At 70.6% G+C, this 21,501-nt stretch carries 17 protein-coding genes; 8 read left to right on the top strand and 9 right to left on the bottom strand.

Features of this window, described 5'->3' with window-relative positions:
* Nucleotides 1–7: 7 nt before the first annotated feature.
* The 8 genes from AB0I38_RS33185 to AB0I38_RS33150 all read right to left on the bottom strand — a co-directional run bounded on the left by AB0I38_RS33185 (nt 8) and on the right by AB0I38_RS33150 (nt 11,345).
* Nucleotides 8–1,834: an acyclic terpene utilization AtuA family protein gene (locus tag AB0I38_RS33185; RefSeq protein ID WP_358489562.1), complete on the bottom strand. Its 1,827-nt coding sequence runs from the start codon at nt 1,832–1,834 to the stop codon at nt 8–10.
* 9 nt (nt 1,835–1,843) lie between these two features.
* Nucleotides 1,844–2,629 carry an enoyl-CoA hydratase-related protein gene (locus AB0I38_RS33180; protein WP_358489557.1) on the bottom strand — a complete coding sequence of 262 codons (786 nt, stop codon included), beginning with the start codon at nt 2,627–2,629 and terminating at the stop codon, nt 1,844–1,846.
* A complete protein-coding gene (locus AB0I38_RS33175) occupies nt 2,626–4,656 on the bottom strand; it encodes a biotin carboxylase N-terminal domain-containing protein (RefSeq protein ID WP_358489552.1) in 2,031 nt (676 codons plus the stop codon). The genes AB0I38_RS33180 and AB0I38_RS33175 overlap by 4 nt, the downstream gene beginning before the upstream one ends.
* Nucleotides 4,653–6,185, bottom strand: coding sequence for an acyl-CoA carboxylase subunit beta (locus tag AB0I38_RS33170; protein ID WP_358489715.1), 1,533 nt, complete (start codon nt 6,183–6,185; stop codon nt 4,653–4,655). The genes AB0I38_RS33175 and AB0I38_RS33170 overlap by 4 nt, the downstream gene beginning before the upstream one ends.
* A gap of 53 nt (nt 6,186–6,238) precedes the next feature.
* Entirely contained in the window at nt 6,239–6,871 is a 633-nt protein-coding gene (locus tag AB0I38_RS33165) for a TetR/AcrR family transcriptional regulator (protein ID WP_358489543.1), read from the bottom strand.
* Nucleotides 6,872–7,117: 246 nt separating this feature from the next.
* Nucleotides 7,118–7,399 carry a hypothetical protein gene (locus AB0I38_RS33160; RefSeq protein ID WP_358489538.1) on the bottom strand — a complete coding sequence of 94 codons (282 nt, stop codon included), beginning with the start codon at nt 7,397–7,399 and terminating at the stop codon, nt 7,118–7,120.
* Nucleotides 7,400–7,431: 32 nt separating this feature from the next.
* Nucleotides 7,432–9,828, bottom strand: coding sequence for a serine/threonine protein kinase (locus AB0I38_RS33155; protein ID WP_358489535.1), 2,397 nt, complete (start codon nt 9,826–9,828; stop codon nt 7,432–7,434).
* A gap of 155 nt (nt 9,829–9,983) precedes the next feature.
* A complete protein-coding gene (locus tag AB0I38_RS33150; protein WP_358489528.1) occupies nt 9,984–11,345 on the bottom strand; it encodes an FAD-binding oxidoreductase in 1,362 nt (453 codons plus the stop codon).
* A 100-nt stretch (nt 11,346–11,445) separates the two neighbouring features.
* Here AB0I38_RS33150 and AB0I38_RS33145 point away from each other — a divergent pair, with 100 nt between their 5' ends.
* Complete coding sequence (locus AB0I38_RS33145) at nt 11,446–11,970, top strand: hypothetical protein (RefSeq protein WP_358489523.1); 525 nt, start codon at nt 11,446–11,448, stop codon at nt 11,968–11,970.
* Between the two features lie 44 nt (nt 11,971–12,014).
* Here the strand turns inward: AB0I38_RS33145 and AB0I38_RS33140 are convergent, their stop codons facing one another.
* On the bottom strand, nt 12,015–13,220 hold the full coding sequence (locus tag AB0I38_RS33140; protein ID WP_358489518.1) for an aminotransferase class I/II-fold pyridoxal phosphate-dependent enzyme: 1,206 nt from the start codon (nt 13,218–13,220) through the stop codon (nt 12,015–12,017).
* 214 nt (nt 13,221–13,434) lie between these two features.
* On the opposite strand from AB0I38_RS33140, the gene ctaD reads away from it, so the two are divergent.
* From ctaD to AB0I38_RS33105, 7 genes are all read left to right on the top strand, one after another.
* Nucleotides 13,435–15,102, top strand: coding sequence for an aa3-type cytochrome oxidase subunit I (ctaD, locus tag AB0I38_RS33135; RefSeq protein WP_358489511.1), 1,668 nt, complete (start codon nt 13,435–13,437; stop codon nt 15,100–15,102).
* Nucleotides 15,103–15,189: 87 nt separating this feature from the next.
* Complete coding sequence (locus AB0I38_RS33130; protein ID WP_357680262.1) at nt 15,190–15,423, top strand: hypothetical protein; 234 nt, start codon at nt 15,190–15,192, stop codon at nt 15,421–15,423.
* A 14-nt stretch (nt 15,424–15,437) separates the two neighbouring features.
* A complete protein-coding gene (gene frdA / locus AB0I38_RS33125; RefSeq protein ID WP_358489711.1) occupies nt 15,438–17,162 on the top strand; it encodes a fumarate reductase (quinol) flavoprotein subunit in 1,725 nt (574 codons plus the stop codon).
* Nucleotides 17,155–17,895, top strand: a complete 741-nt coding sequence (gene sdhB, locus AB0I38_RS33120; RefSeq protein ID WP_358489506.1) for a succinate dehydrogenase iron-sulfur subunit — start codon at nt 17,155–17,157, stop codon at nt 17,893–17,895. The genes frdA and sdhB overlap by 8 nt, the downstream gene beginning before the upstream one ends.
* Nucleotides 17,892–18,281, top strand: coding sequence for a hypothetical protein (locus AB0I38_RS33115; protein ID WP_358489502.1), 390 nt, complete (start codon nt 17,892–17,894; stop codon nt 18,279–18,281). Before sdhB ends, AB0I38_RS33115 begins: the two co-directional genes overlap by 4 nt.
* The gene (gene frdD, locus AB0I38_RS33110) at nt 18,278–18,619 is read left to right on the top strand and encodes a fumarate reductase subunit FrdD (RefSeq protein WP_358489499.1); all 342 of its coding nucleotides are present in this window, start codon (nt 18,278–18,280) and stop codon (nt 18,617–18,619) included. Before AB0I38_RS33115 ends, frdD begins: the two co-directional genes overlap by 4 nt.
* Before the next feature lie 123 nt (nt 18,620–18,742).
* On the top strand, nt 18,743–21,490 hold the full coding sequence (locus AB0I38_RS33105; RefSeq protein WP_358489494.1) for an immune inhibitor A domain-containing protein: 2,748 nt from the start codon (nt 18,743–18,745) through the stop codon (nt 21,488–21,490).
* Nucleotides 21,491–21,501 lie beyond the last annotated feature (11 nt).

Below are 21,501 nucleotides of genomic sequence, written 5' to 3'. Positions count from 1 at the left end.
GCGGCCTTTACGGCAGCAGTTCCTCCGGCAGGGCGACGGGCCGGGCACGCAGCTCCTCGCCCAGGGCCTTGGCCTGAGGGTCCATCCGGGGGCTGGCCGCCACGCCCCGGCCGAGCAGGCCGTGGACGACGAAGTTCAGGGCGTTGAGGTTGGGGAACTCGTAGCGGTCGATCCGGTGCCCGGACAGGCCGGGCAGCAGCTCCCGCAGCCGGTCGGCGGTGAGGTGACCGGCCAGCCAGGTGTACTGCTCGGTCGTGCGCACCCAGACGCCCAGGTTGGCGTTGCCGCCCTTGTCGCCCGAGCGGGCCCCGGCGACCCGCCCCAGTGGCACCTCGACCGTACGGCCGCGCGGGATGAAGACGGTCTGACCGGGCGGCACGTCGAGGGTCCGGCCGGCCGGCGGGCTCGGAAGCTCCGCGTCCGGCGGCGGTACCGGGCCGCCGGACGTCCCGGTGGCGGGAGCCGCGTCAGGTGCCGGGCGGTCGGACGCACTGGCGGCGGGAGCAGCGTCGGGGACCTGGACGGCGGAGAGGAGCGGCTCACCGTCCAGGAAGACCTCGGGCTCGACCTCGCCCGCCGGGACGAGCACCGGCCAGTAGACCCCGTACGGCGACGCGTCGCCCGGCGGGTTGAGGCCGTAGAAGCCCGGATAGCTGGCCAGCCCCGTCTCCACCACGGCGGCGGAGAAGGCGCGGCCGGCCCGGCGCCGGTCGGCGTCCATGACGGTGATCCGCAGCAGCCCCGAGTCGGTGAGCGTGACGTCGACCTGGTCGAACGAGTCGCGCGGCACCCTGGCCCAGATGGCCTCCTCAGCCAGCCGGGCCTTGGCCGGGAGGTCGAGCCCAGTGAGCACCAGGGTCATCGTGTTGCGGTAGCCGCCCAGGTGGTTGACCGCGACCTTGAGGGTGCCGGGCGGCGGCTCACCGCGCACGCCGGAGATCCGGACGCGGTCGGGGCCGTCGTCGGACAGGATGATCGTGTCGAACCTGGCCGTCACGTCCGGGCCCAGGTAGCGGGGGCCGGCGATCTCGTACATCAACTGGGCCGTGACCGTGCCGGTCGAGACCAGGCCGCCGGTGCCGGGATGCTTGGTGATGACCGAGGAGCCGTCGGCGTGCAACTCGGCGACGGGGAAGCCGCAGTGCGCGAGGTCGGGCACGTCCTGGAAGAAGGCGTAGTTGCCGCCCGTGGCCTGGCAGCCGCACTCGATGACGTGGCCCGCCACGACCGAGCCGGCCAGGGCGTCGAGGTCGCCGGGCTGCCAGCCGTACCACCAGATGCCGGGACCCGTCACCAGGGCGGCGTCGGTCACGCGGCCGGTCACCACGACGTCGGCGCCCGCCGACAGGGCGGTCGCGATCGGGCGCCCGCCCAGATAGGCGTTGGCGGTGAGCGGGGTGGCGCTCAGCCGCTCACCCGTGTCGGCGTTGACCAGGTCGAGGTCGCGGCCGGTGAGATCGTCGCCGGTCACGTGGGCGATCCTGGGCGACAGGCCCAGTCCGGCGGCCAGCTCGCGCACGGCCTGCGCGCATCCGGCCGGGTCCAGCCCGCCGGCGTTGGCCACGATTTTGATGCCCCGGTCGAGACACGTCCCCAGGACGTCTTCGAGCTGCCTCAGGAACGTCGTCGCGTATCCGGGACGCCCCTTGAGGCGGTTGCCGGCCAGGATGAGCATGGTCAGCTCGGCCAGCCAGTCGCCGGTGAGCACGTCGATCGGGCCGCCCTCCACCTGCTCACGCGCGGCCGACAGCCGGTCGCCGTAGAAGCCGCTGCAGTTGGCGACGCGCAACGGCGCCCGCGCCGATCCCCGGTCACCGGCCGCGATGGTGGACATGACTGCTCCTCACCGGGCCGGGGGGACCCACGTCGGGGGACGCTTCTGCATGAAGGCCGCGATGCCCTCCTGGCCCTCCTCGGAGGTGAAGCGCTCGGCCGACAGCTCCGCCATCTGCCGCAGCCCCTCCTCGAAGGGCACCTCCGGAAGGTCCCTGATCAGCCTCTTCGTGATGGCGAGCGCCTCGGGACCGCCCCTGGCCAGCAGCTCGGCGTAGCGGGCGACCGTCGCGTCGAGCTCCTCCTCGGGCACGGCCCGCGTCAGCAGCCCGATCTCCACGGCCCTGGCGGCGTCGAACACCTCGCCGGTCAGGAGGTATTCGGCCGCCGCCCTGGAGTCCAGCCGGCGCAGCACGGGCACCGCGATCATCGCGGGCACCACGCCCAGACGCACCTCGGTGAAGGCGAACGAGGCGGTCAGCGGCGCTATCGACAGGTCGCACGCGGCGACCAGGCCGAGCCCGCCCGCGCGGGCCGTGCCGTTGAGCCGGCAGATGACCGGCTTCGGGCTCTCCCAGATGAGCGTGAGGATCTCGGGGAACGACGCGGTCACCGGCGCCCGCGCCTCACCCGAGGCCGGGTCTGACCGCTGCTCCTTCAGATCGGCGCCGGAGCAGAAGACCTTGCCGGCGCCGGTCAGCACGATGACCCGCGCCTCGGGCTCGGCCAGCGCCCAGCCCAGCCGGTCCTTCAGGTCGCTCAGCAGCCGCACGGACAGCGCGTTGCGGTTGGGCGGCGAGTCGAGCGTGATCGTCGCGACGCCGTTCACGAGCTCCTGGTGCACCAGCCGTGTCATAGCTCCCTCTCCTGGATGATCGCCAGCACCTCTCCCGCCTCGACCTGCCGGCCCTTCTCGACGCGTACGTCGGAGACGACCCCGTCCGACGGCGCGGCTATCCGGTGCTCCATCTTCATCGCCTCAAGGACGAGCACCGGCTGCCCCTTGACGACATGGTCACCCGGCTCGACCTCGACGCGCAGCACGCTACCGGGCATGGGCGCGAGCAGGGATCCCGGGGCGACGTGCGCGACCGGCTCGGGCAGCCTCGGCACCGGGGTCAGCTCGACGGACCCGGCGGGGGAGTCGACGTACACCTTGTCGTCGTACCGGCCGTCTTGCGGGCGCTGGTACTGGGCGACGTCGAAGGTGTGCCGGACGCCGTCGTGCTCCAGGACGACCAGGTGCGACTCGGCGGTGACGACCGTGACGCCGTCCGGAAGCGGCTGGTAGGCGACCTCGGCCTCCTCGAACCTGGCGAGGTGCGGCTGCGACCGGACGTTGCGCCAGCCGCCGGGCAGGCTGCCCAGGACCGTGGCCCGGCTGCGGTTGGCGGCGGCCAGGGCGAGCGCGGCGGCCAGAACCGACAGCATGGGCGGCCCGACCGGCTCGGCGTGCTGGGGTTGCTCGGCCGGCTCGGCGGGCGCGGCGGGCGCGGTCGGTTCGGTCGTCACCGGCCTCGCGGATCGTGGGATCTCGGGCCGTCCCTCGGCCGGCGCCTCCCGGTGCTCGTCGAGGAAGCCGGTGTGCGTGTTGCCCGCCCGAAATTCAGGATTTTTCAGGATGCTTACCAGCAGCTCCCGGTTCGTGGTGACGCCGTGCAGCTTCGCGCGCCGCAGGGCCGTCGCCAGCTTCCGCACCGCCTCGCCGCGCCCGGCCCCGTACGCGATCACCTTGGCGAGCATCGCGTCGTAGTACGGCGAGACCACCGAGCCCGACTCCACCCCCGAGTCGACGCGGACGTCACCCGGGATCTCGAAGCGCCGCAGTACCCCTGTCTGGGGCAGGTGGTCGTGGTCCTCGGCGTACAGCCGGACCTCGATCGCGTGCCCGCGCGGCTCCGGCGGCCCGTCCGGCAGCGCGGCCCCCTCGGCGACCTCCAACTGCAGCCGGACGAGATCGACCCCATAGACCAGCTCGGTGACGGGGTGCTCCACCTGGAGCCGGGTGTTCATCTCCAGGAACGCCACCCGGTCGCCCCGCACCAGGAACTCCACGGTGCCGGCGCCCACGTACCCGATCGTCCGGGCGGCCCTGATCGCGGCGTCCAGCAGCAGGGCCCGCGTCTCGTCGCCGATCCCCGGCGACGGGCACTCCTCCACGATCTTCTGGTGCCGGCGCTGGATGCTGCACTCGCGCTCGCCGAGCGCCCAGACGTGCCCGTGCCGGTCGGCGAGGATCTGCACCTCCACGTGCCGGGCCCGTTCGAGCAGCGGCTCCACGAACACCGACCCGTCGCCGAACGCGGCCTCGGCCTCGCGCCGCGCGGACGCGACCTCCCGTTCGAGATCGGCGGCCGCCCGCACCACGCGCATGCCGCGCCCGCCGCCTCCGGCGGACGCCTTCACCAGCACGGGATACTCCCAGTTCCGCGCGCCGGCCGGCCCCTCGGCCACCAGCGACGGCAGGACGGGCACTCCCGCCTCGCTCATCAGCCGCTTCGCCTCGATCTTCGAACCCATCGCGGCGATCGCCGAGGGCGGCGGCCCCACCCACACCAGCCCCGCGTCCAGCACCGCCTGCGCGAAGGCGGCGTTCTCCGACAGGAACCCGTAGCCCGGGTGCACCGCGTCGGCCCCGGCGGCCCGGCAGGCCGCCATGATCCTCGGGATGTCGAGGTACGTCTCGGCGGGCAGCACGCCATCGAGACGCACCGCGTAGTCGGCCTCGGCCACGTGCGGCGCGGCGGCGTCGGCGTCGGAGTGCACGGCCACGGTCTCGATGCCGAGCGCGCGGCAGGTGCGGAAGATCCGCCGGGCGATCTCTCCCCGGTTGGCCACCAGCAGGCGCGTGATGGCGGCAGGAGCGGTCTTGGGAGTGGTCACGGCCGGAACACCCCGAATCCCGCCGCCTCCGGCACCGGGGCGCTGTTGATCGCCGACAGGCACATCCCCAGCACCGTCCGGGTGTCGCGGGGATCGATCACCCCGTCGTCGTAGAGCCGCCCGGACAGGAAGAAGGGCAGCGACTCCGCCTCGATCTGCGCCTCCACCATCGCCCGCATCGCCGCGTCGGCCTCCTCGTCGTAGACCTGCCCCCGGGCCTGGGCCGAGGCCCGCCCGACGATCGACAGCACTCCGGCCAGCTGCGCGGGCCCCATCACGGCCGACTTCGCGCTGGGCCAGCTGAACAGGAAGCGCGGATCGTAGGCCCGCCCGCACATCCCGTAGTTGCCCGCTCCGTAGGAGGCCCCCATCACCACGGTCAGGTGCGGCACCGTCGAGTTGGAGACGGCGTTGATCATCATCGCGCCGTGCTTGATGATGCCGCCCTGTTCGTACTCCTTGCCGACCATGTAGCCCGTCGTGTTCTGCAGGAACAGCAGCGGCGTGCGCGACTGGCCGGCCAGCTGGATGAACTGGGTCGCCTTCTGCGACTCCTCGCTGAACAGCACGCCCCGCGCGTTGGCCAGGATGCCCACCGGATAGCCGTGCAGGGTGGCCCACCCGGTGACCAGGGACGTCCCGTAGACCGGCTTGAACTCCTCGAACTCGCTCCCGTCCACGATCCGCGCGATCACCTCGCGGGGGTCGAACGGGATCTTCAGGTCTTCGGGGACGATGCCCAGCAGCTCCTCCGCCGGGTAGACGGGCTCGCGCACGGGCAGCGGCTCCACGCCGCGCTTGCGCCAGTTGAGCGAGCGTACGATCCGCCGTCCGATCCGCAGCGCGTCGTGCTCGTCCAGGGCCAGGTAGTCGGCCAGGCCGCTGGTGCGCGCGTGCATCTCGGCGCCGCCCAGCGACTCGTCGTCGGACTCCTCGCCGGTCGCCATCTTGACCAGCGGCGGGCCGCCCAGGAACACCTTGGCCCGTTCGCGCACCATCACCACGTGGTCGCTCATGCCGGGCACGTACGCGCCGCCGGCGGTGGAATTGCCGAACACGAGCGCGATCGTGGGGATCCCGGCAGCGGACATCCGCGTCAGATCACGAAATATCCGGCCGCCCGGGATGAAGATCTCCTTCTGCGTCGGCAGGTCCGCCCCGCCGCTCTCCACCAGGTTGATGAACGGCAGCCGGTTGCGCAGCGCGATGTCGGAGGCCCGCAGCGACTTCCGCAGCGTCCACGGGTTGGACGCGCCGCCCCTGACCGTGGGATCGCTCGCCGAGATCAGGCACTCGACGCCCTCCACCACGCCGATGCCGGTGACCACGCTGGCGCCCACCGGGAAGTCGCTGCCCCACGCCGCGAGCGGCGACAGCTCCAGGAACGGTGAGTCGGGGTCGACGAGCAGCTCGACGCGCTCCCTGGCCAGCAGTTTGCCCCGCGCGCGGTGCCGCTCGACGTACTTCGCCCCGCCGCCCGCGACCGCCTTGGCGTGCTCGGCGTCGAGGTCGGCCAGTTTGGCCAGCATCGCCGCCCGCCGCCCGAGATGGTCGGCCGTCGTCGGGTCGAGCTCGCTCCTGATCACTGGCTCGCCTCCGTAGTTGACACCGGCGTCAGGCCGATGGCCCGCGCCCAGAGCTTCGTCAGCAGGTCGACCGCCGTCCGCTCGTCGGCCCGCTCACCCAGGTCGAGCCAGACGTGCGCGAAGTGCTCGACCATGCCACCGAGCATGATCGCGGTGAGCCTGGGATCGAGGGTGGGATCGGCCAGCCCCTGCTCCTGCAGCCGCCGCAGCCCGTCGGCGCCCCGGCGCACGAACACCTCGCGCAGCTCCAGCAGCAGGCCGCGGAAGCCTTCTTCGGTCAGCGCCGCCTGCTCCAGCATCCTGACCAGCCGCGAGTTGGCCGCCCAGGCGCGCAGATAGAGCCGGTTGGCGGCCTCGATCCGGGCGTAGGGGTCGCCGGGCGCGGCCGGGCCGACGATGCTCGCGGTGAACATCTCGCCCACCACGGCCCCGGCGACCTCACCGAACAGCGACTCCTTGGAATCGAAGTAGGTGTAGAACGTCCCGTGCGACACCCCGGCCCGGGCACAGACGTCGTCGATGCGCGCCGCCTCGTACCCGTGCTCGTCGAACGCCTCCCGCCCGGCCTGCACCAGCGCGGCCCTCGTCCGCCGGCCACGAGCTGTCAGCGCCTCAGACTTGACGATCACGTCAACTACGTTACTCGCCCGTACCGGGAACGCGGAAGGCCCTCCGCGACACCGGTCACGAAGGGCCGCCCAGCCACGGCCTCAGGGTCAGCTGCAGTGGCTCCAGCCGGACTTCCAGGAGTGGGGCAAGAGGTCCGTTCGCGCTCCCCCTGAGCCGTCGATCATTCGCGGCACCTACCTGGCAGCAGTCGCGATTCTTTATCGGCTATCGAGGGCGAGGTCAGAGTGGGCCGGGCACTGACACCTTCAGCGTGAACCGTCGGTGAGGCCCAGATAGACGATCAGAACACCTCCTACGACAAGCCCTGCGACGGCCACCGAGGAAAGCGCGCCACGCTGCTCTCTACGCGGTCTGCCGCGCCTGGTGTGCCTGCTCACGCTCTCAATCACAGACGCGAGCACGGCCCAGATGATGGCGATGAAAACCAGCGGCAGTAAGTCCGCGAAATCACTCATGATGGGCCTGATCTTGCCGAAGGCGACAATGCCGGGCAAGTAGTCCCATGTTGAAAGACGATGCTCGGTCACGAGGAACAGCGACGGTCACAGGCGAGGGTCTGTCAGGTGCAGTGGCTCCAGCCGGACTTCCAGGAGTGGGAGCCCCACGAGCCGCCCCAGATGACGCACTTCTTCTTGGCCGCCAGCCGGACCGGACCGGCGTAGGCGCTGAACTTGCCCGGGTCCTTGGCGCTGGAGCCGCCCTTGACCTGGAGGACGGCGTTCATCTGGACCTTGCCCGGATACAGCAGCTTGGACATGGTCACCACGCAGTTCTTGCCCGCGGCGGTGTTGTAGAGCAGATAGACGGTCGCGCCGTCGCCCAGGGCCCGCTTGTTGATCACCTTGTAGCCGGAGCCGCAGACCTTGGCGGGGGTGTACGGGTTCGGCTTGGGGGTCACCTTGGTGGGCGGTGGCGCCTTGCGGGACTTCGTCAGCTGCACGGTCGGGCCGACCGTCGGAGCATCGGTGGGCTCGGCGTCCGGGTCCACCATGTCCGAGGGCTTCTTGGTCTTCGTGACCTTCGGGGTGGGGCTCGGCTTCTTGGTGGTGGGCTTGACCGTCTGGTACACGGTGACCGGGTCGGGCGCGGCGGTGGCCGGCGCCCTGGTCTTCCTCGTCTTCGTGGGCTCGTCGAGGCTCGGGGTGGGGAGGGTGTCGACGATCGGCACCTCGGGGGTCGGCTCGTCGCCCAGCGGCTCGGCCGGCTGACCGTCGCCGGCGTCGTCCGTGGCCTGTGAGGTGTTGCCCACCGGCACGATCCCGGACCGGCTGTTGGCCTGCACCACGACCGCTCCCACCACGACCAGCACGGCAGCCGCCGCGGCTCCCGTCAGGGCGAACGTCAGCGTACGGCGCTGCTTGGCCGCCGACCGGTCTTTCTGCTTCGGACCGGCCGCCTGCCCACCGGCTCCCGCCTGCCCGGGCCCAGGACCATACCCGGCAGGCTGCTGAGCCGCGGTGGCGTGGCCTGGCCCCTGGTGCGCCGCGTGGGTGTGGCCGGAGGTCTGGTGAGCCTGTGCCTGTCCGGGTGCCTGGTGCGATGCGGGGGCGTGGCCAGGTGCCTGTGCTGCCGGTGCCTGTCCGGACGCCTGGTCGCCGCCCGGGGCGGGGCCGAAGTGGGGCTGCTGGCCGCCCATACCCGGTTGGCCGCTCATGCCCGGCCAGCCTCCGGCGGCCTGTGGGCCGTTGGGCGTGGAAGGGCCCGCGGCCATGGGGCCGACCGGGCCGTTCGGGCCGTTCGGAGCGGCAGGGTGGCCGAAGGGGCCTGCCTGGCCAGGCTGAGGCCTGTCCCCGGATTGCATCCACGAGGCCAGGGAGCCATCAGGCGCGGACGGCTGGCCAGGGTGGGCCGGCTGACCAGGGTGGACCGGCTGACCCGGGTGGGCATGCGGCCCCGGCCGGCCACCTGCGCCGTGCGCGCCTCCGGGCTGCCCCGGAACGGGCTGAGCGCCCGAGCCGATCGGCTGAGGGCTCACGCCGGGCTGGCCCGGTCCAAAGGGCTGAGGACCCACGCCAGGCTGAGGATTCATGCCAGGCTGCGGGCCCATGCCGGGCTGTGGACTCATGCCGGGCTGTGGGCCCATGCCGGGCTGGGGGCCGGGCTGTGCGGGAAGGCCCTGGGGGCCGGAGAGGGCGGCGGAGGGGAAGGGCTGGCCGGTGAGGCGGATGATCAGCTCGTCCGCCGTGGGCCGGTGCGAAGGGTCCTTGGACAGGGCCGCCTCGACGACCTCGGCCAGCGCCCCTTCCATCCCGCCGAGCTGCGGCGGCTCGTGCAGGATCCGGTGCATCACCACGGGGATCGAGTCGGAGCCGAAGGCGGGCTTGCCGGTGGCGGCGTACACCATGGTGACGCCCCAGGCGAAGACGTCGGCCGCCCCCGACACGCTGGCGCCGCTCAGCTGCTCGGGCGCCAGGTAGGACGGCGTCCCCATGGCCATGCCGGTGGCGGTCGCGCCGGGCGAGTCCAGGGCGCGGGCGATGCCGAAGTCGATCACGACGGGGCCCTCGGGGCCCATGAGCACGTTCGCGGGCTTGAAGTCGCGGTGCAGGATGCCGGCCCGGTGGATCGCGGCCAGCGCGGTCGCGGTGCTGATCGCCAGCCGTTCGAGGGCGGCCCCCCGGCGGGGGCCCTCGTTGATGACCAGCTCGCGCAGCGACGGGCCGGGCACGAACTCGCTGACGATGTACGGCCGGCTGCCCTCCAGGTCGGCGTTGAGCACGGGGGCCGTGCAGAACCGGGCGACCCGCTGCGCGACGGCGACCTCGCGCAGGAAGCGGCTACGCGCCTCGGGGTCGGCCACGGAGGCGTGATGCAGCAGCTTGACCGCGACCTGCTCGCCGGAATCGCTCCTGCCGAGGTAGACGACCCCCTGGCCGCCTTCGCCCAGCCGGGCGAGGAGGTCGTAGGCCCCCAGCCGCCGCGGGTCGTCCGACGCCAACGGCTGGTACTGATTCACGTCGGACCCCCAAGACCACACATGACAAATCAACAGCTGCGGCGAAACGCTACCAGCGTGACGATTGGTGCGTGGCCGGACCGTGCCAAATCTTTCACGTTTTAATGACGGATGTCAGCGTTTCGAAACTGATACAGCCGCAGGTAGGACCGGACTCAGATGGCCTTGCCCGGATTGAGCAGACCCAGCGGGTCGAACACCGCCTTGATGCCCCGCTGCACCTCCTGGGTGAGCGGCCCGGACTCCAGTGCCAGCCACCGCTGCTTGAGCAGCCCGACGCCGTGCTCGCCGGTCAGCGTGCCGCCGAGCTTCAGGGCGTGCGTGAAGACCTCGTCGGCCGCGGCCCAGACCTCGGGGGGCGGCTCGGTCGTCCCGTGCTCGAAGATGAAGACCGGGTGCAGGTTGCCGTCGCCGGCGTGGGCTACCGTGCAGATCTTCACGCCGTGCCGGGCCGCGGCCGCCTCGATCGCGGTGATCATGTCGGGCAGCACCGAGCGGGGCACGCACACGTCTTCCACCAGACACGCGCCCAGGCGCTCCTTGGCCTGATACGCCATCCTGCGCAGGCCGATCAGCTCCTCGGTCTCCTGCGGGCTGGAGGAGACGGCCACGAACGACGCGCCGTTGTCCACGCAGAGCTCCTCCATCCGCCGCACCGCGGCCGCGGAGTCGGACGCGTCGGACTGGCCGATCAGCATGGCGTTCGTGCCGGGCTCCAGGCCGATGTTGCGCCAGTCGTCGATCGCCTCCAGCGTGGCGCGGTCGAGCAGCTCCATCAGCGACGGCTGGCAGCCGGCCGCCATGATCGCCGAAACGGCCGCGCCCGCGTCGCGGAGCGAGCCGAACTCGGCGGCGAACGTCGCGGGCGGCGCGGCCGGCGCCGGGCGCAGCCGCACCGTGGCCGCGGTGATCACGCCGAGCGTGCCCTCGGAGCCGACGAACAGCCCGGTCAGGTCGTAACCCGTGACGCCCTTCATGGTGCGCCGACCGGTGTCGAGGATTCGCCCGTCGGCCAGCACGACCTCCAGGCCGAGCGCCGAGTCGCGGGTCACGCCGTACTTCACGCAGCGCAGCCCGCCCGCGTTGGTCGCCAGGTTGCCGCCGATGGTGGAGATCTCGTACGACGACGGATCCGGCGCGTACATGAGCCCGTGCTCCCTGGCCGCCCGGTCGAGGTCGGCGGTGATCACGCCGGGCTCGACCACGGCGATCTCGTCGGCGGGGGAGAGCTCCCTGATCGCGGTCATCCTGGCCAGCGACAGGACGATCGCGCCGTCCGTCGCCGTCGCGGCCCCGGCCAGGCCCGTGCCCGCGCCGCGCGGCACCACGGGCACCCGGTGCTCCGTGGCCCACCGCAGCGTGGTGACCACGTCGTCACGGGAGGTGGCGAGCACCACTCCCAAGGGCTGGCCGGGCTCGACGAACGTGCGGTCACGGGCGTAGGAGTCGGTCACGTCGGGGTCGGTCAGGACCCGGCCCTCGGGCAGAGTGTTCGCCAAGGCTTCAATCGGTCTCACAGATAGAAGCCTATGGTTTGCGTGGACCGGTGCTTAAGGCCAGACTGCCCGGGTGAAAGTGATGTGCCCGATGTGCGCCCATGCTGACCAGGTCGCTTCCGTGCCGGGGACCGTGGCCGAGGGCACCACGTACCGGATCGGGCGCGTCCGGTTGCCCGGCGAGCGCGACATCGCCGACCTGCCCACGGCGGCCTCACTGGGCGCCTCCAAGCGCCTGATGAGCCGCACGCAGCTCGCGGTCTGGCTGTCGTTCCCGAGCCGTCACTACACGCCGTGGGTCCGCAACCAGGGCTGGGTGCTGCTCATCATCGCCGCCCTGGCTCACCTGGTCGTCTCGCTGGTGATCGCGATGGGCAAGGACACCGGCTGGGGCGAGGTGCTGCTCGCGCCGTTCTGCCTGACCGGGGTGTTCTGGCTGTTCGGCGTGTTGCAGGTGGTCGGTTCGTACGGCGCGCGCAAGCGGGACCTGGCCGAGGCCCCGGCCAGGGAGCAGGCGTTCGGCGTGTGGCAGCGCCTCTACTACTGCCGGCGTGACAACGTCGCCTTCGAGCCGGGGGTGGATGTCTCGTTCCACCCGAGCGAGACCAGAGAGTACATCTTCGGCTTCCGGCGTACCCGCGTCTGACCGCCCTCCCGGTGTGACGGGAGGGCGGGCGCGAGGAGCAGCCGTCAGCCCCGCTCCTCCGCGACGAGACGCACGCACACCGCGAGCCCGGCGATGGCCTGCTCCAGTTCCTCCAGGTCGGGGTAGGTCGGCGCGATCCGGATCGTGCTGTCGCCGGGGTCGGTGCCGTAGGGGTGGGTGGCGCCGGCCGGGGTGAGCGCGATGCCCGCGGCCTTGGCCTTCGCCACGACCTCGCCGGCGTGCGGCACCTCCAGGCTGATGAAGTAGCCGCCCTGCGGGCTGGTCCAGGTGGCGAGCCCGCCCAGCTCCTTGGCCAGAACCCGGTCGACCAGCTCGAACTTGGGCCAGATCAGCTCGGCGTGCCGCCGCATGTGCGCGGCCACGCCCTCGGCGTCGCGCAGGAACTCCACGTGGCGCAGCTGGTTGAGCTTGTCGGGGCCGATCGACTGCTTGCCGGTGTTGGCCAGGAACCACGCGACGTTGTCCGGCGAGGAGCCGAAGAAGGCCACACCGGAGCCCGCCAGCGTCACCTTGGACGTGGAGCCGTAGACGAACGCCCGGTCGGCGTGGCCGTGCTCGGCGCAGAGCGCGAGCAGGTCGGCGAGCTCGGCGGGCGTGTCGGTGAGGTGGTGGACCGCGTAGGCGTTGTCCCAGAAGATCCGGAAATCGGGCGCGGCGGTCTCCATGGCGGCCAGCCGGCGCACGGTCTCGTCGCTGTAGACGATGCCGGACGGGTTGCTGTACTTGGGCACGCACCAGATGCCCTTGACGCTCGCGTCGTCGGCGACGAGCCGCTCGACCACGTCCATGTCGGGGCCGTCGGCGCCCATCGGGACCGCCACCATCGTGATCCCGAGCCGCTCGCAGATGGTGAAGTGCCGGTCGTAGCCGGGCACCGGGCAGAGGAACGTGATCTCCGGCTCCTCCACCCAGCGGCGGACGGCGCCGGGGACGGTGGAGAGCAGGGCGTGCACGACCGTGTCGTGCATCATGGCCAGGCTGGCGTTGCCGCCCACGACCAGCTGCGCGGCCGGCACCTGGAGCAGCGGCGCGAACAGCTCGCGCAGCTCGGGCAGGCCCTGCAGGTTGCCATAGTTGCGGCCGTCGGTCCCGTCGGCCGCCCGGTAGGAGGCCGGCAGCCGGAGCAGGTCGTTGGAGAGATCGAGCTGGCGCGGGGACGGCTTGCCGCGGGTCAGGTCGAGCGAGAGGCCACGCTGGACGAGGTCGGCGTAGTCGCGCTGGGCGTTCACGAGATCTTTCTCCTCCGATCGGTACGGATACGAAGGATAGAAGACGCGGCCCGCGGCCCTGGAACCGGTTTCGCGATCTGGACGGCCCCGATGGCACGCGCCAGGCGCATCGCGGCACGAGCAATGTCGCCGAACCGCTTCCCGTGCGGCGATCGTTGGCGTGAAATGGGAGGGAATCGGGGCAGGCCACCACTCCAGTTGGAGGGAGCAAGCCGTGACGACTGTTCGCGAGACCTCGATCGAGCAGGTCAGGCGGCGTCGCACCGGGACCGTGATCGCCTCCTGGCTGTCGACGACCGACCACAAGGTCATCGGATACCTGTACCTGATCACGTCGTTCGTGTTCTTCCTCGTGGCCGGCGTCATGGCGATGGTGATCCGGGGCGAGCTGGCCCAGCCGGGCATGCAGCTGGTCGACCAGCAGCAGTACAACCAGCTGTTCACCATGCACGGCACGATCATGCTGCTGCTGTTCGCGACCCCGCTGTTCGCCGGGTTCGCCAACGTGGTGATGCCGCTGCAGATCGGCGCTCCCGACGTCGCCTTCCCCCGGCTGAACGCGGTCGCGTACTGGCTGTTCCTGTTCGGCGGGCTGATCGCGCTGGGCGGGTTCGCCGCGCCGGGCGGGGCGGCCGACTTCGGCTGGTTCGCCTACACGCCGCTCGCCTCGGCCACCTACTCGCCCGGCATCGGGGGCGATCTGTGGATCATGGGGCTGGCGCTGTCGGGTCTCGGCACGATCCTCGGGTCGGTCAACTTCGTCACCACGATCATCGGGATGCGCGCGCCCGGCATGACGATGTTCCGGTTACCGCTGTTCACCTGGAACACGCTGCTGACCAGCATGCTCGTGCTGATGGCCTTCCCGGTGCTGGCCGCCGCGCTGCTGGTGCTCGAGTCGGACCGCAAACTCGGCACGCAGGTCTTCCTGGCGGAGAACGGCGGGCCGCTGCTCTGGCAGCATCTGTTCTGGTTCTTCGGCCATCCCGAGGTCTACATCATCGCGCTGCCGTTCTTCGGCATCATCACCGAGGTCATCCCGGTCTTCAGCCGTAAGCCGATCTTCGGTTACATCGGCCTGGTCGGGGCGACCATCGCCATCGCCGGGCTGTCGATGACGGTGTGGGCGCACCACATGTTCCCCACCGGGCAGGTGCTGCTGCCCTTCTTCTCGTTCATGACGTTCCTCATCGCGGTGCCGACGGGCGTGAAGTTCTTCAACTGGATCGGCACCATGTGGCGGGGCCATCTCAGCTTCGAGACTCCCATGCTGTTCTCCATCGGCTTCCTGGTGACGTTCCTGCTCGGCGGGCTCACCGGGGTGATCCTGGCCTCGCCGCCGCTCGACTTCCACATCAGCGACACCTACTTCGTCGTCGCCCACTTCCACTACGTGGTCTTCGGCACCGTGGTGTTCGCGATGTTCGCCGGGTTCTACTTCTGGTGGCCCAAGATGACCGGCAAGATGCTCGACGACCGGCTCGGCAAGGTGCACTTCTGGACGCTGTTCGCCGGCTTCCACACCACCTTCCTGGTGCAGCACTGGCTGGGCGCGATCGGCATGCCGCGCCGCTACGCCGACTACAGTCCGGGCGACGGGTTCACCAGCCTCAACGAGATCTCGTCGGTGGGGGCGTTCCTGCTCGGCGCCTCGACGCTGCCGTTCCTCTACAACGTCTGGAAGACGGCCCGCCACGCGCCCAAGGTCACGCTCGACGACCCGTGGGGCTACTGCAACTCGCTGGAGTGGGCCACGTCCTGCCCGCCGCCCCGGCACAACTTCACCTCGATGCCGCCCATCCGCTCCGAACGGCCCGCCTTCGACCTGCACTACCCCCACGAGCCGAAGGAGCCGAAGAAGCCGAAGGAAACGCCCGGCTGACCCTTTCCCGGCGAAGGTCACGGTGCTTGTGTGGAGGTGACGTTTCGCCAAATTTTCGCCAAAGTTCGCCATCTAAGGAGATCGGCGATGACAGGCACGAAGACCCCCTTCGCCCCCGAGACGGCCCCCTGCGGGAAGAAGTCCGGCGGTGAACGTCTGTTCGACGACGACGGCTACGGCCTGGTGATCCGCGACCAGTTCTTCGACTGCGGCTGCCGCCGGATCCGGCACGAGTACCACGACGGCAGCATCCACCTGTCCGCCGTCCGCCACGACGGCAAGCGCGTACGAGACCAGAGCGAACCCGACCGCGGGAAGTGATCCAGTTGATCGATGTGCTCATCGTCGGAGGGGGTGGAGCGGGTCTGCGCGCGGCCATCGCGGTCGCCGAGACGGACCCGGCGCTGAAGGTGGCGGTCGTGTCGAAGGTCTACCCGATGCGCAGCCACACGGTCTCCGCCGAGGGCGGCGCGGCGGCCGTGATCGGCGTGGGCGACACGCTCGACGAGCACTGCTACGACACGATCTCGGGCGGCGACTGGCTGTGCGACCAGGACGCGGTCGAGGCGTTCGTGGCCGAGGCGCCCCGGGAGCTGATCCAGCTGGAGCACTGGGGCTGCCCGTGGAGCCGGGAGGCCGACGGCCGGGTCGCGGTCCGCCCGTTCGGGGGCATGAAGCGGATGCGCACCTGGTACGCCGCCGACAAGACCGGTTTCCACCTCCTGCACACCCTGTTCCAAACAACCCTGAAATATCAGGACATCATCAGGTACGACGAGTGGTACGTCACCACGCTCGTCGTCGATGACGGCCGCGTCCACGGCGTCGTGGCCGTCGACATCAGGACCGGCCGCGTCGAGACCATCGCCGCCCGGACCGTCATCCTGGCCACCGGCGGCGGCGGCCGGGTCTTCCCGTTCACCACCAACGCCGCGATCAAGACCGGCGACGGCATGGCCCTGGCCTACCGGGCGGGCGCCCCGCTGAAGGACATGGAGTTCGTCCAGTACCACCCGACCGGCCTGCCGTTCACCGGCATCCTCATCACCGAGGCGGCCCGCGCGGAGGGCGGCTGGCTGATCAACAAGGACGGCTACCGCTACCTGCAGGACTACGACCTCGGCCGTCCGACGCCCACCCCCAGGCTGCGCGGCATGGAGCTCGGCCCGCGCGACCGCCTGTCCCAGGCGTTCGTCCACGAGCAGGAGAAGGGCCGCACGGTCGACACCCCGTACGGTCCGGTGGTCTACCTGGACCTGCGCCACCTGGGCGAGGCGAAGATCGACGCCCGCATCCCGTTCGTCCGCGAACTGTGCCGCAGCTACCAGAACCTCGACCCGGCCACCGACCTCATCCCGGTCCGCCCGGTCGTGCACTACATGATGGGCGGGGTCCACACCGACCTCGACGGCGCCACCACGATCGCCGGGCTGTTCGCCGCAGGTGAGACGGCCTGCGTGAGCATCAACGGCGCCAACCGGCTCGGCTCCAACTCGCTGCCGGAGATCCTGGTCTTCGGCCGCCGGGCCGGCGTCGCCGCCGCGGAGTTCGCCCGCGCCCACCGTGAGAGCGAGCCGCCCGCCGTACGGAGTCAGGGAGACGACGAGGCGCGGCGGCTGGCGCGGGCGCGCGAGGGGTCGCGCACGGGGGAGCGGATCGCCGACCTGCGTGAGCGGATGCAGCACGCGCTCGAAGACGCGGCCGGCATCTACCGCACCGGCGACGAGCTCACCAAGGCCGTGGACACACTGGCCGGCCTGCGCGAGCGCGCCGAGGAGGCACGCGTCGACGACACCAGCACGACGTTCAACACCGAGCTGATCAACCTGCAGGAGCTGTGCGCCATGCTCGACGTGGCGCGGACCGTCGTGGCCTGCGCGCTGAACAGACAGGAGTCGCGCGGCGCCCACCAGCGCACCGACTTCCCGGCCAGGGACGACCAGACCTACCTGGCGCACTCGCTGGTGCACCGCGCGCCCGACGGCGCCCCGTCGGTCGGCCTGCTGCCCGTGACGATCACCCGCTGGCCTCCTGGCGAAAGGGTCTACGGCCGTGACTGATACCGAGCAACCGGCCACGATCAGGCTGGAGGTCGCCCGCTACCGTCCGGAACAGGACAGCGAGCCGGTCTTCCAGGGCTACGACGTGCCGCTGATGGACGACTGGGCGGTGCTCGACGGGCTCGCCTACGTCAAGGACCGGCTCGACGGCACCCTGTCGTTCCGCTGGTCGTGCCGGATGGGCATCTGCGGCTCGTGCGGCATGAACGTCAACGGCGAGCCCCGGCTGACCTGCGGGTCGTTCCTCACCGAGTACGGCGACGGCCCCATCAGGATCGAGCCGCTGAAGGGCTTCCCGGTGATCAGGGACCTGGTCGTGGACATCGACGACTTCCTGGCCAAGCTCTCGTCGGTGCGCCCCTGGCTGATCAGGGAGGGCGAGGAGCCGCCGCTGACCGCGGAGTACGCGCAGACGCCCGCGCAGCTCGACGCCTACAAGCAGTACAGCATGTGCATCAACTGCCTGCTGTGCTACTCGGCCTGTCCCGTCTACGTGCTGGACCCCGACTTCCTCGGCCCGGCGGCCATCGCGCTGGCGCAGCGCTACAACCTCGACTCGCGCGACATGGGCGACCGGTTCGACGTGCTCAACCTGGACGAGGCGGTGTGGGGGTGCGTGTTCGTGGGGGACTGCACGCGGGTGTGCCCCAAGCACGTGGACCCGGCCGAGGCCATCCAGCGCTACAAGGTGACCGCCGCGCTGCGCTCGGTGCTGCCCTGGAGCAGGCGATGACGGCCCAGGCGCCGTACCGGCCGCCCCGGGACAGGCTGTGGTTCGCCCGGACCCGCTCCCACACGGTGTTCGTGCTGCGCGAGCTGACGAGCGTGTTCGTGGCCTGGTCGGTGGTCTTCCTGCTGCTGCTCGCCGACGCCGTGCTGGGCGGGACCACGCGGGAGTTCGCCGCGCTGGCCGCCCGGCCCTGGATGATCGCCCTGAACGTGGTGGCGCTGGCCGCGACCGCCTTCCACGCCGTCACGTTCCTCAACCTGGCGCCCAAGGCCACCGTGGTCAGGCTGGACGGCTGGCGGGTGCCCGCCTGGATGATCCAGGGCGGCAACCACTCGGCCTGGCTGGTGATCTCCGGGCTGATCGCCTACTTCGTGCTGAGGTCGCCGTGAAGCGGACCCTGGAGCCGTACCTGTGGCTGCTCTTCAGCGGCGGCGGGGTGGTGGCGGCGCTGGCGCTGCCCGTGCTGGTGCTGCTGTTCGGCGTGCTGATGCCGCTGGGCGTGGTCGACTGGCCGTCCGCCGGCCACCTGACCGGGCTCCTGGACCACCTGCTGGTCCGGCTCGCGCTGGTCGTCGTCGTGGTGCTCTGCCTGTTCCACGCCGCGCACCGGATCAGGTTCACCAGTGCGGAGTTGCTGGGCATCGCCCGCTTCGACCTGGTGATCGCGCTGCTCTGCTACGGCGCGGCCGTCGCGGGCGGGGTGACCGCCGTCATTGTGCTGTTGTGAAATGTCCTGAAATCATTACATTTCAACTTTCCTCTTTACGGTGCCTTTACTCACCCTCTACCGTCCCGCATGGCAATACCTCATGGCCATGCGCCCGGCGATGCCGGGCAGAGAGGGTTCCCGGTGCACAGAAGAAAGCGCCTGTTAGCCACACTCCCGGCGGCCGCCCTCCTCGGAGCCGCACTCACCGCCCCTCCGGCGGCTCAGGCCTCCGTCGCGACGTACGAGCCGAGCGCGTCCGACTACTACATCAACTACGCCCCGCCGAGGGTCGAGCCGGACCCCGGCGATCCGCGCCTGCCCGGCAAGAACGCCCGGTCCCTCACTCCGGCTCAGAAGATCGATCGCAAGTTCGCCAGCGGCAACCCGGTCACCGCCCGGGTCCTGGCGCAACGCGAGAACCAGGCGATCAAGACCGGCCGCAACCCGGCTGAGTTCATCTTCAAGAACGCCAAGCAGGCCAAGACCGCCAAGCTCCTGACCGTGCTGGTCGAGTTCAACGAGAGCGCGAACGACGACTTCTCCGGCTTCAACCGGCTGCGCACCGTCGACAGCCCGCCGGACGACTGCCTCGTCGAGCCTCCCGGCACCAGGATGAACGGCCCGCTGCACAACACGATCCCCGACCCGGCCACGCTGCCGAACAAGGACAACAACTCCTTCTGGGTCAAGGACTTCAGCACCGCCCACTTCAACAAGATGCTTTACACCGACCAGGGCATCACCGAGCGCGTGCGTCCCGACCTGAAGGACCCGCGCGACGGCAAGCCCGGCATCGACATCTCCGGCTTCACGCTGAAGAAGATGTACGAGGAGATGTCCAAGGGCGCATACTCCGTCACCGGCTCGGCCGTCGGCTGGATCAAGGCCCCGCACTCCGAGGCGTGGTACGGCGCCGCCGCCTGCGGCGGCAATCCCCAGGACATGTCCGGCCACCCCGACAACCCGCTCGGCGCCGGGCAACTGGCCATCGACGCGGTCAACGTACTCGCCCAGACCCAGCCCGACTTCCCCTGGGCCGACTACGACCTCGAGGACGTCTCCGACGCCGACGGCGACGGCAACTTCGCCGAGCCCGACGGTGTCATCGACCACCTCGTGCTCGTGCACGCCGGCAAGGACAAGTCCGCCGACGGCGGCGCCGAGGGCACCTACGCCATCTGGGCGCACTCCAGCGCGGTCGCCGGCGGCTACCAGGTGCCCGGCACCGACAAGAAGATCTCCAACTACATCGTGCAGCCCGAGGACTCCGGCGTCGGCGTCTTCGCCCACGAGTACGGCCACGACCTCGGCCTGCCCGACCTGTACGACACCTCCGGCTCCGGCAGCTCCGCCGTGGACTTCTGGGACCTGATGTCGAGCGGCTCGCACTCCGGGCCGATCTTCCAGTCGATGCCCACCCACATGGGCCTGTGGGACAAGTGGGTGCTCGGCTGGGCCAACCCCAAGGTCTTCGACCCGGGGGACCGCAAGGGTCTCGTCACCGTCGGCCAGTCCTCGCGCACGCCCAAGCTCACCCAGGACGGAGTCCGGGTCAACCTGGCGTCCGAGCCGCTGAAGATGATCGACCCGCACAGCGGCGCCAACGCCTGGTGGTCCGGCATGGACCAGGAGTGGGCCAACGTCTCCCTGGTCCGCGACGTGCAGGTGCCCGCCGGGACCGACGTCCGGTTCTGGATGTGGAACAACTACGAGATCGAGTCCGACTGGGACTTCGGCTTCGTCGAGGTGTCCACCGACAACGGCCAGACCTGGGCCCAGCAGAAGGTCTTCGACGAGGCCGGCACCGAGGTCACCACGCCGGACGACTACCCGGACCCGAACAAGAACCTCAAGACGTTCGGCGACAAGAAGTACGGCCTCACCGGCGACACCCCGGGCTGGCGGCACGACTACGTCAACCTGACCCCGTTCGCCGGCCAGACGGTCAAGCTGCGGCTCGTCTACAACACCGACGCCGCCTTCACCCCGCGCGGCTGGCACGCCGACGACTTCGCGCTCACCAACGGCGGCACCGCCGTGTGGAGCGACGACGTCGAGGGCGGCGCGAACGGCTGGCACGCCTCCGGCGGCACGTTCACCAACACCAGCGGCCAGGGCTGGACGACCAACAACGGCTCGCGCGAGATCTCCCGCTTCTACCTCGCCGAGTGGCGCAACTTCGACGGGTTCGACAAGGGCCTGCAGTACGCCTACGACACCACGTACTCGCGTGACGGCGCGTGGAAGGTGGAGAAGGTCAAGTACAACGCCCCCGGCCTGCTGGTCTGGTACCGCGACTCGACCTACACCAACAACGTGATCGTCCCCAACCTCAACCTGCCGCCGAGCATCGGCAGCAAGGGCACCCTGCTCCTGGTCGACTCCCACTTCGAGCCGCTGCGCCGTGACGGCGCCGCCGCCACGAAGGACCCGTCCAGGAACAAGAACATGGAAGGCCGTACGCAGACGTCCAACGCGGCGTTCTCCTTCGGCAAGACCTACCCGCTCAAGGAGTGCCTGGAGGCGCCCGGCGAGCCGTTCAGCGAGTACTGCACCGAGATCAAGGCGCTCAAGGGCGTCTCGCAGTTCACCGACGCCAAGACCTGGTACCCGGGTCTCGAGGTGCAGAACGGGTCGCTCTTCTACCGTGACTTCGACGCCTCCGTCGTGGTCCCGTCCAAGAACGACCAGCTGTACACCACCCGCGTCGTGAACCTCGACGGCACCCCCGCCACCGAGCTGTACGGCACGGATCTCGGCGACGGGCACATCCTCGGCACCGGCAACCCCGGCGACGAGGGCAAGGCCCTGGGCGTCCAGTTCCAGCTGGTCTCGCCGCTGCCGGGCAACCTGGCCGCGGTCATCCAGGTGACTCCGCCCAAGAAGTGACCCTCCGGGGC

Origin of the sequence: Nonomuraea cavernae (assembly GCF_040655715.1) — a bacterium.
In the GTDB taxonomy this organism is placed as follows: Bacteria; Actinomycetota; Actinomycetes; order Streptosporangiales; family Streptosporangiaceae; genus Nonomuraea; species Nonomuraea cavernae_A.
The sequence above is the reverse complement of the archived record's forward strand: the minus strand, read 5'-3'. Positions and strand labels throughout refer to the sequence as shown.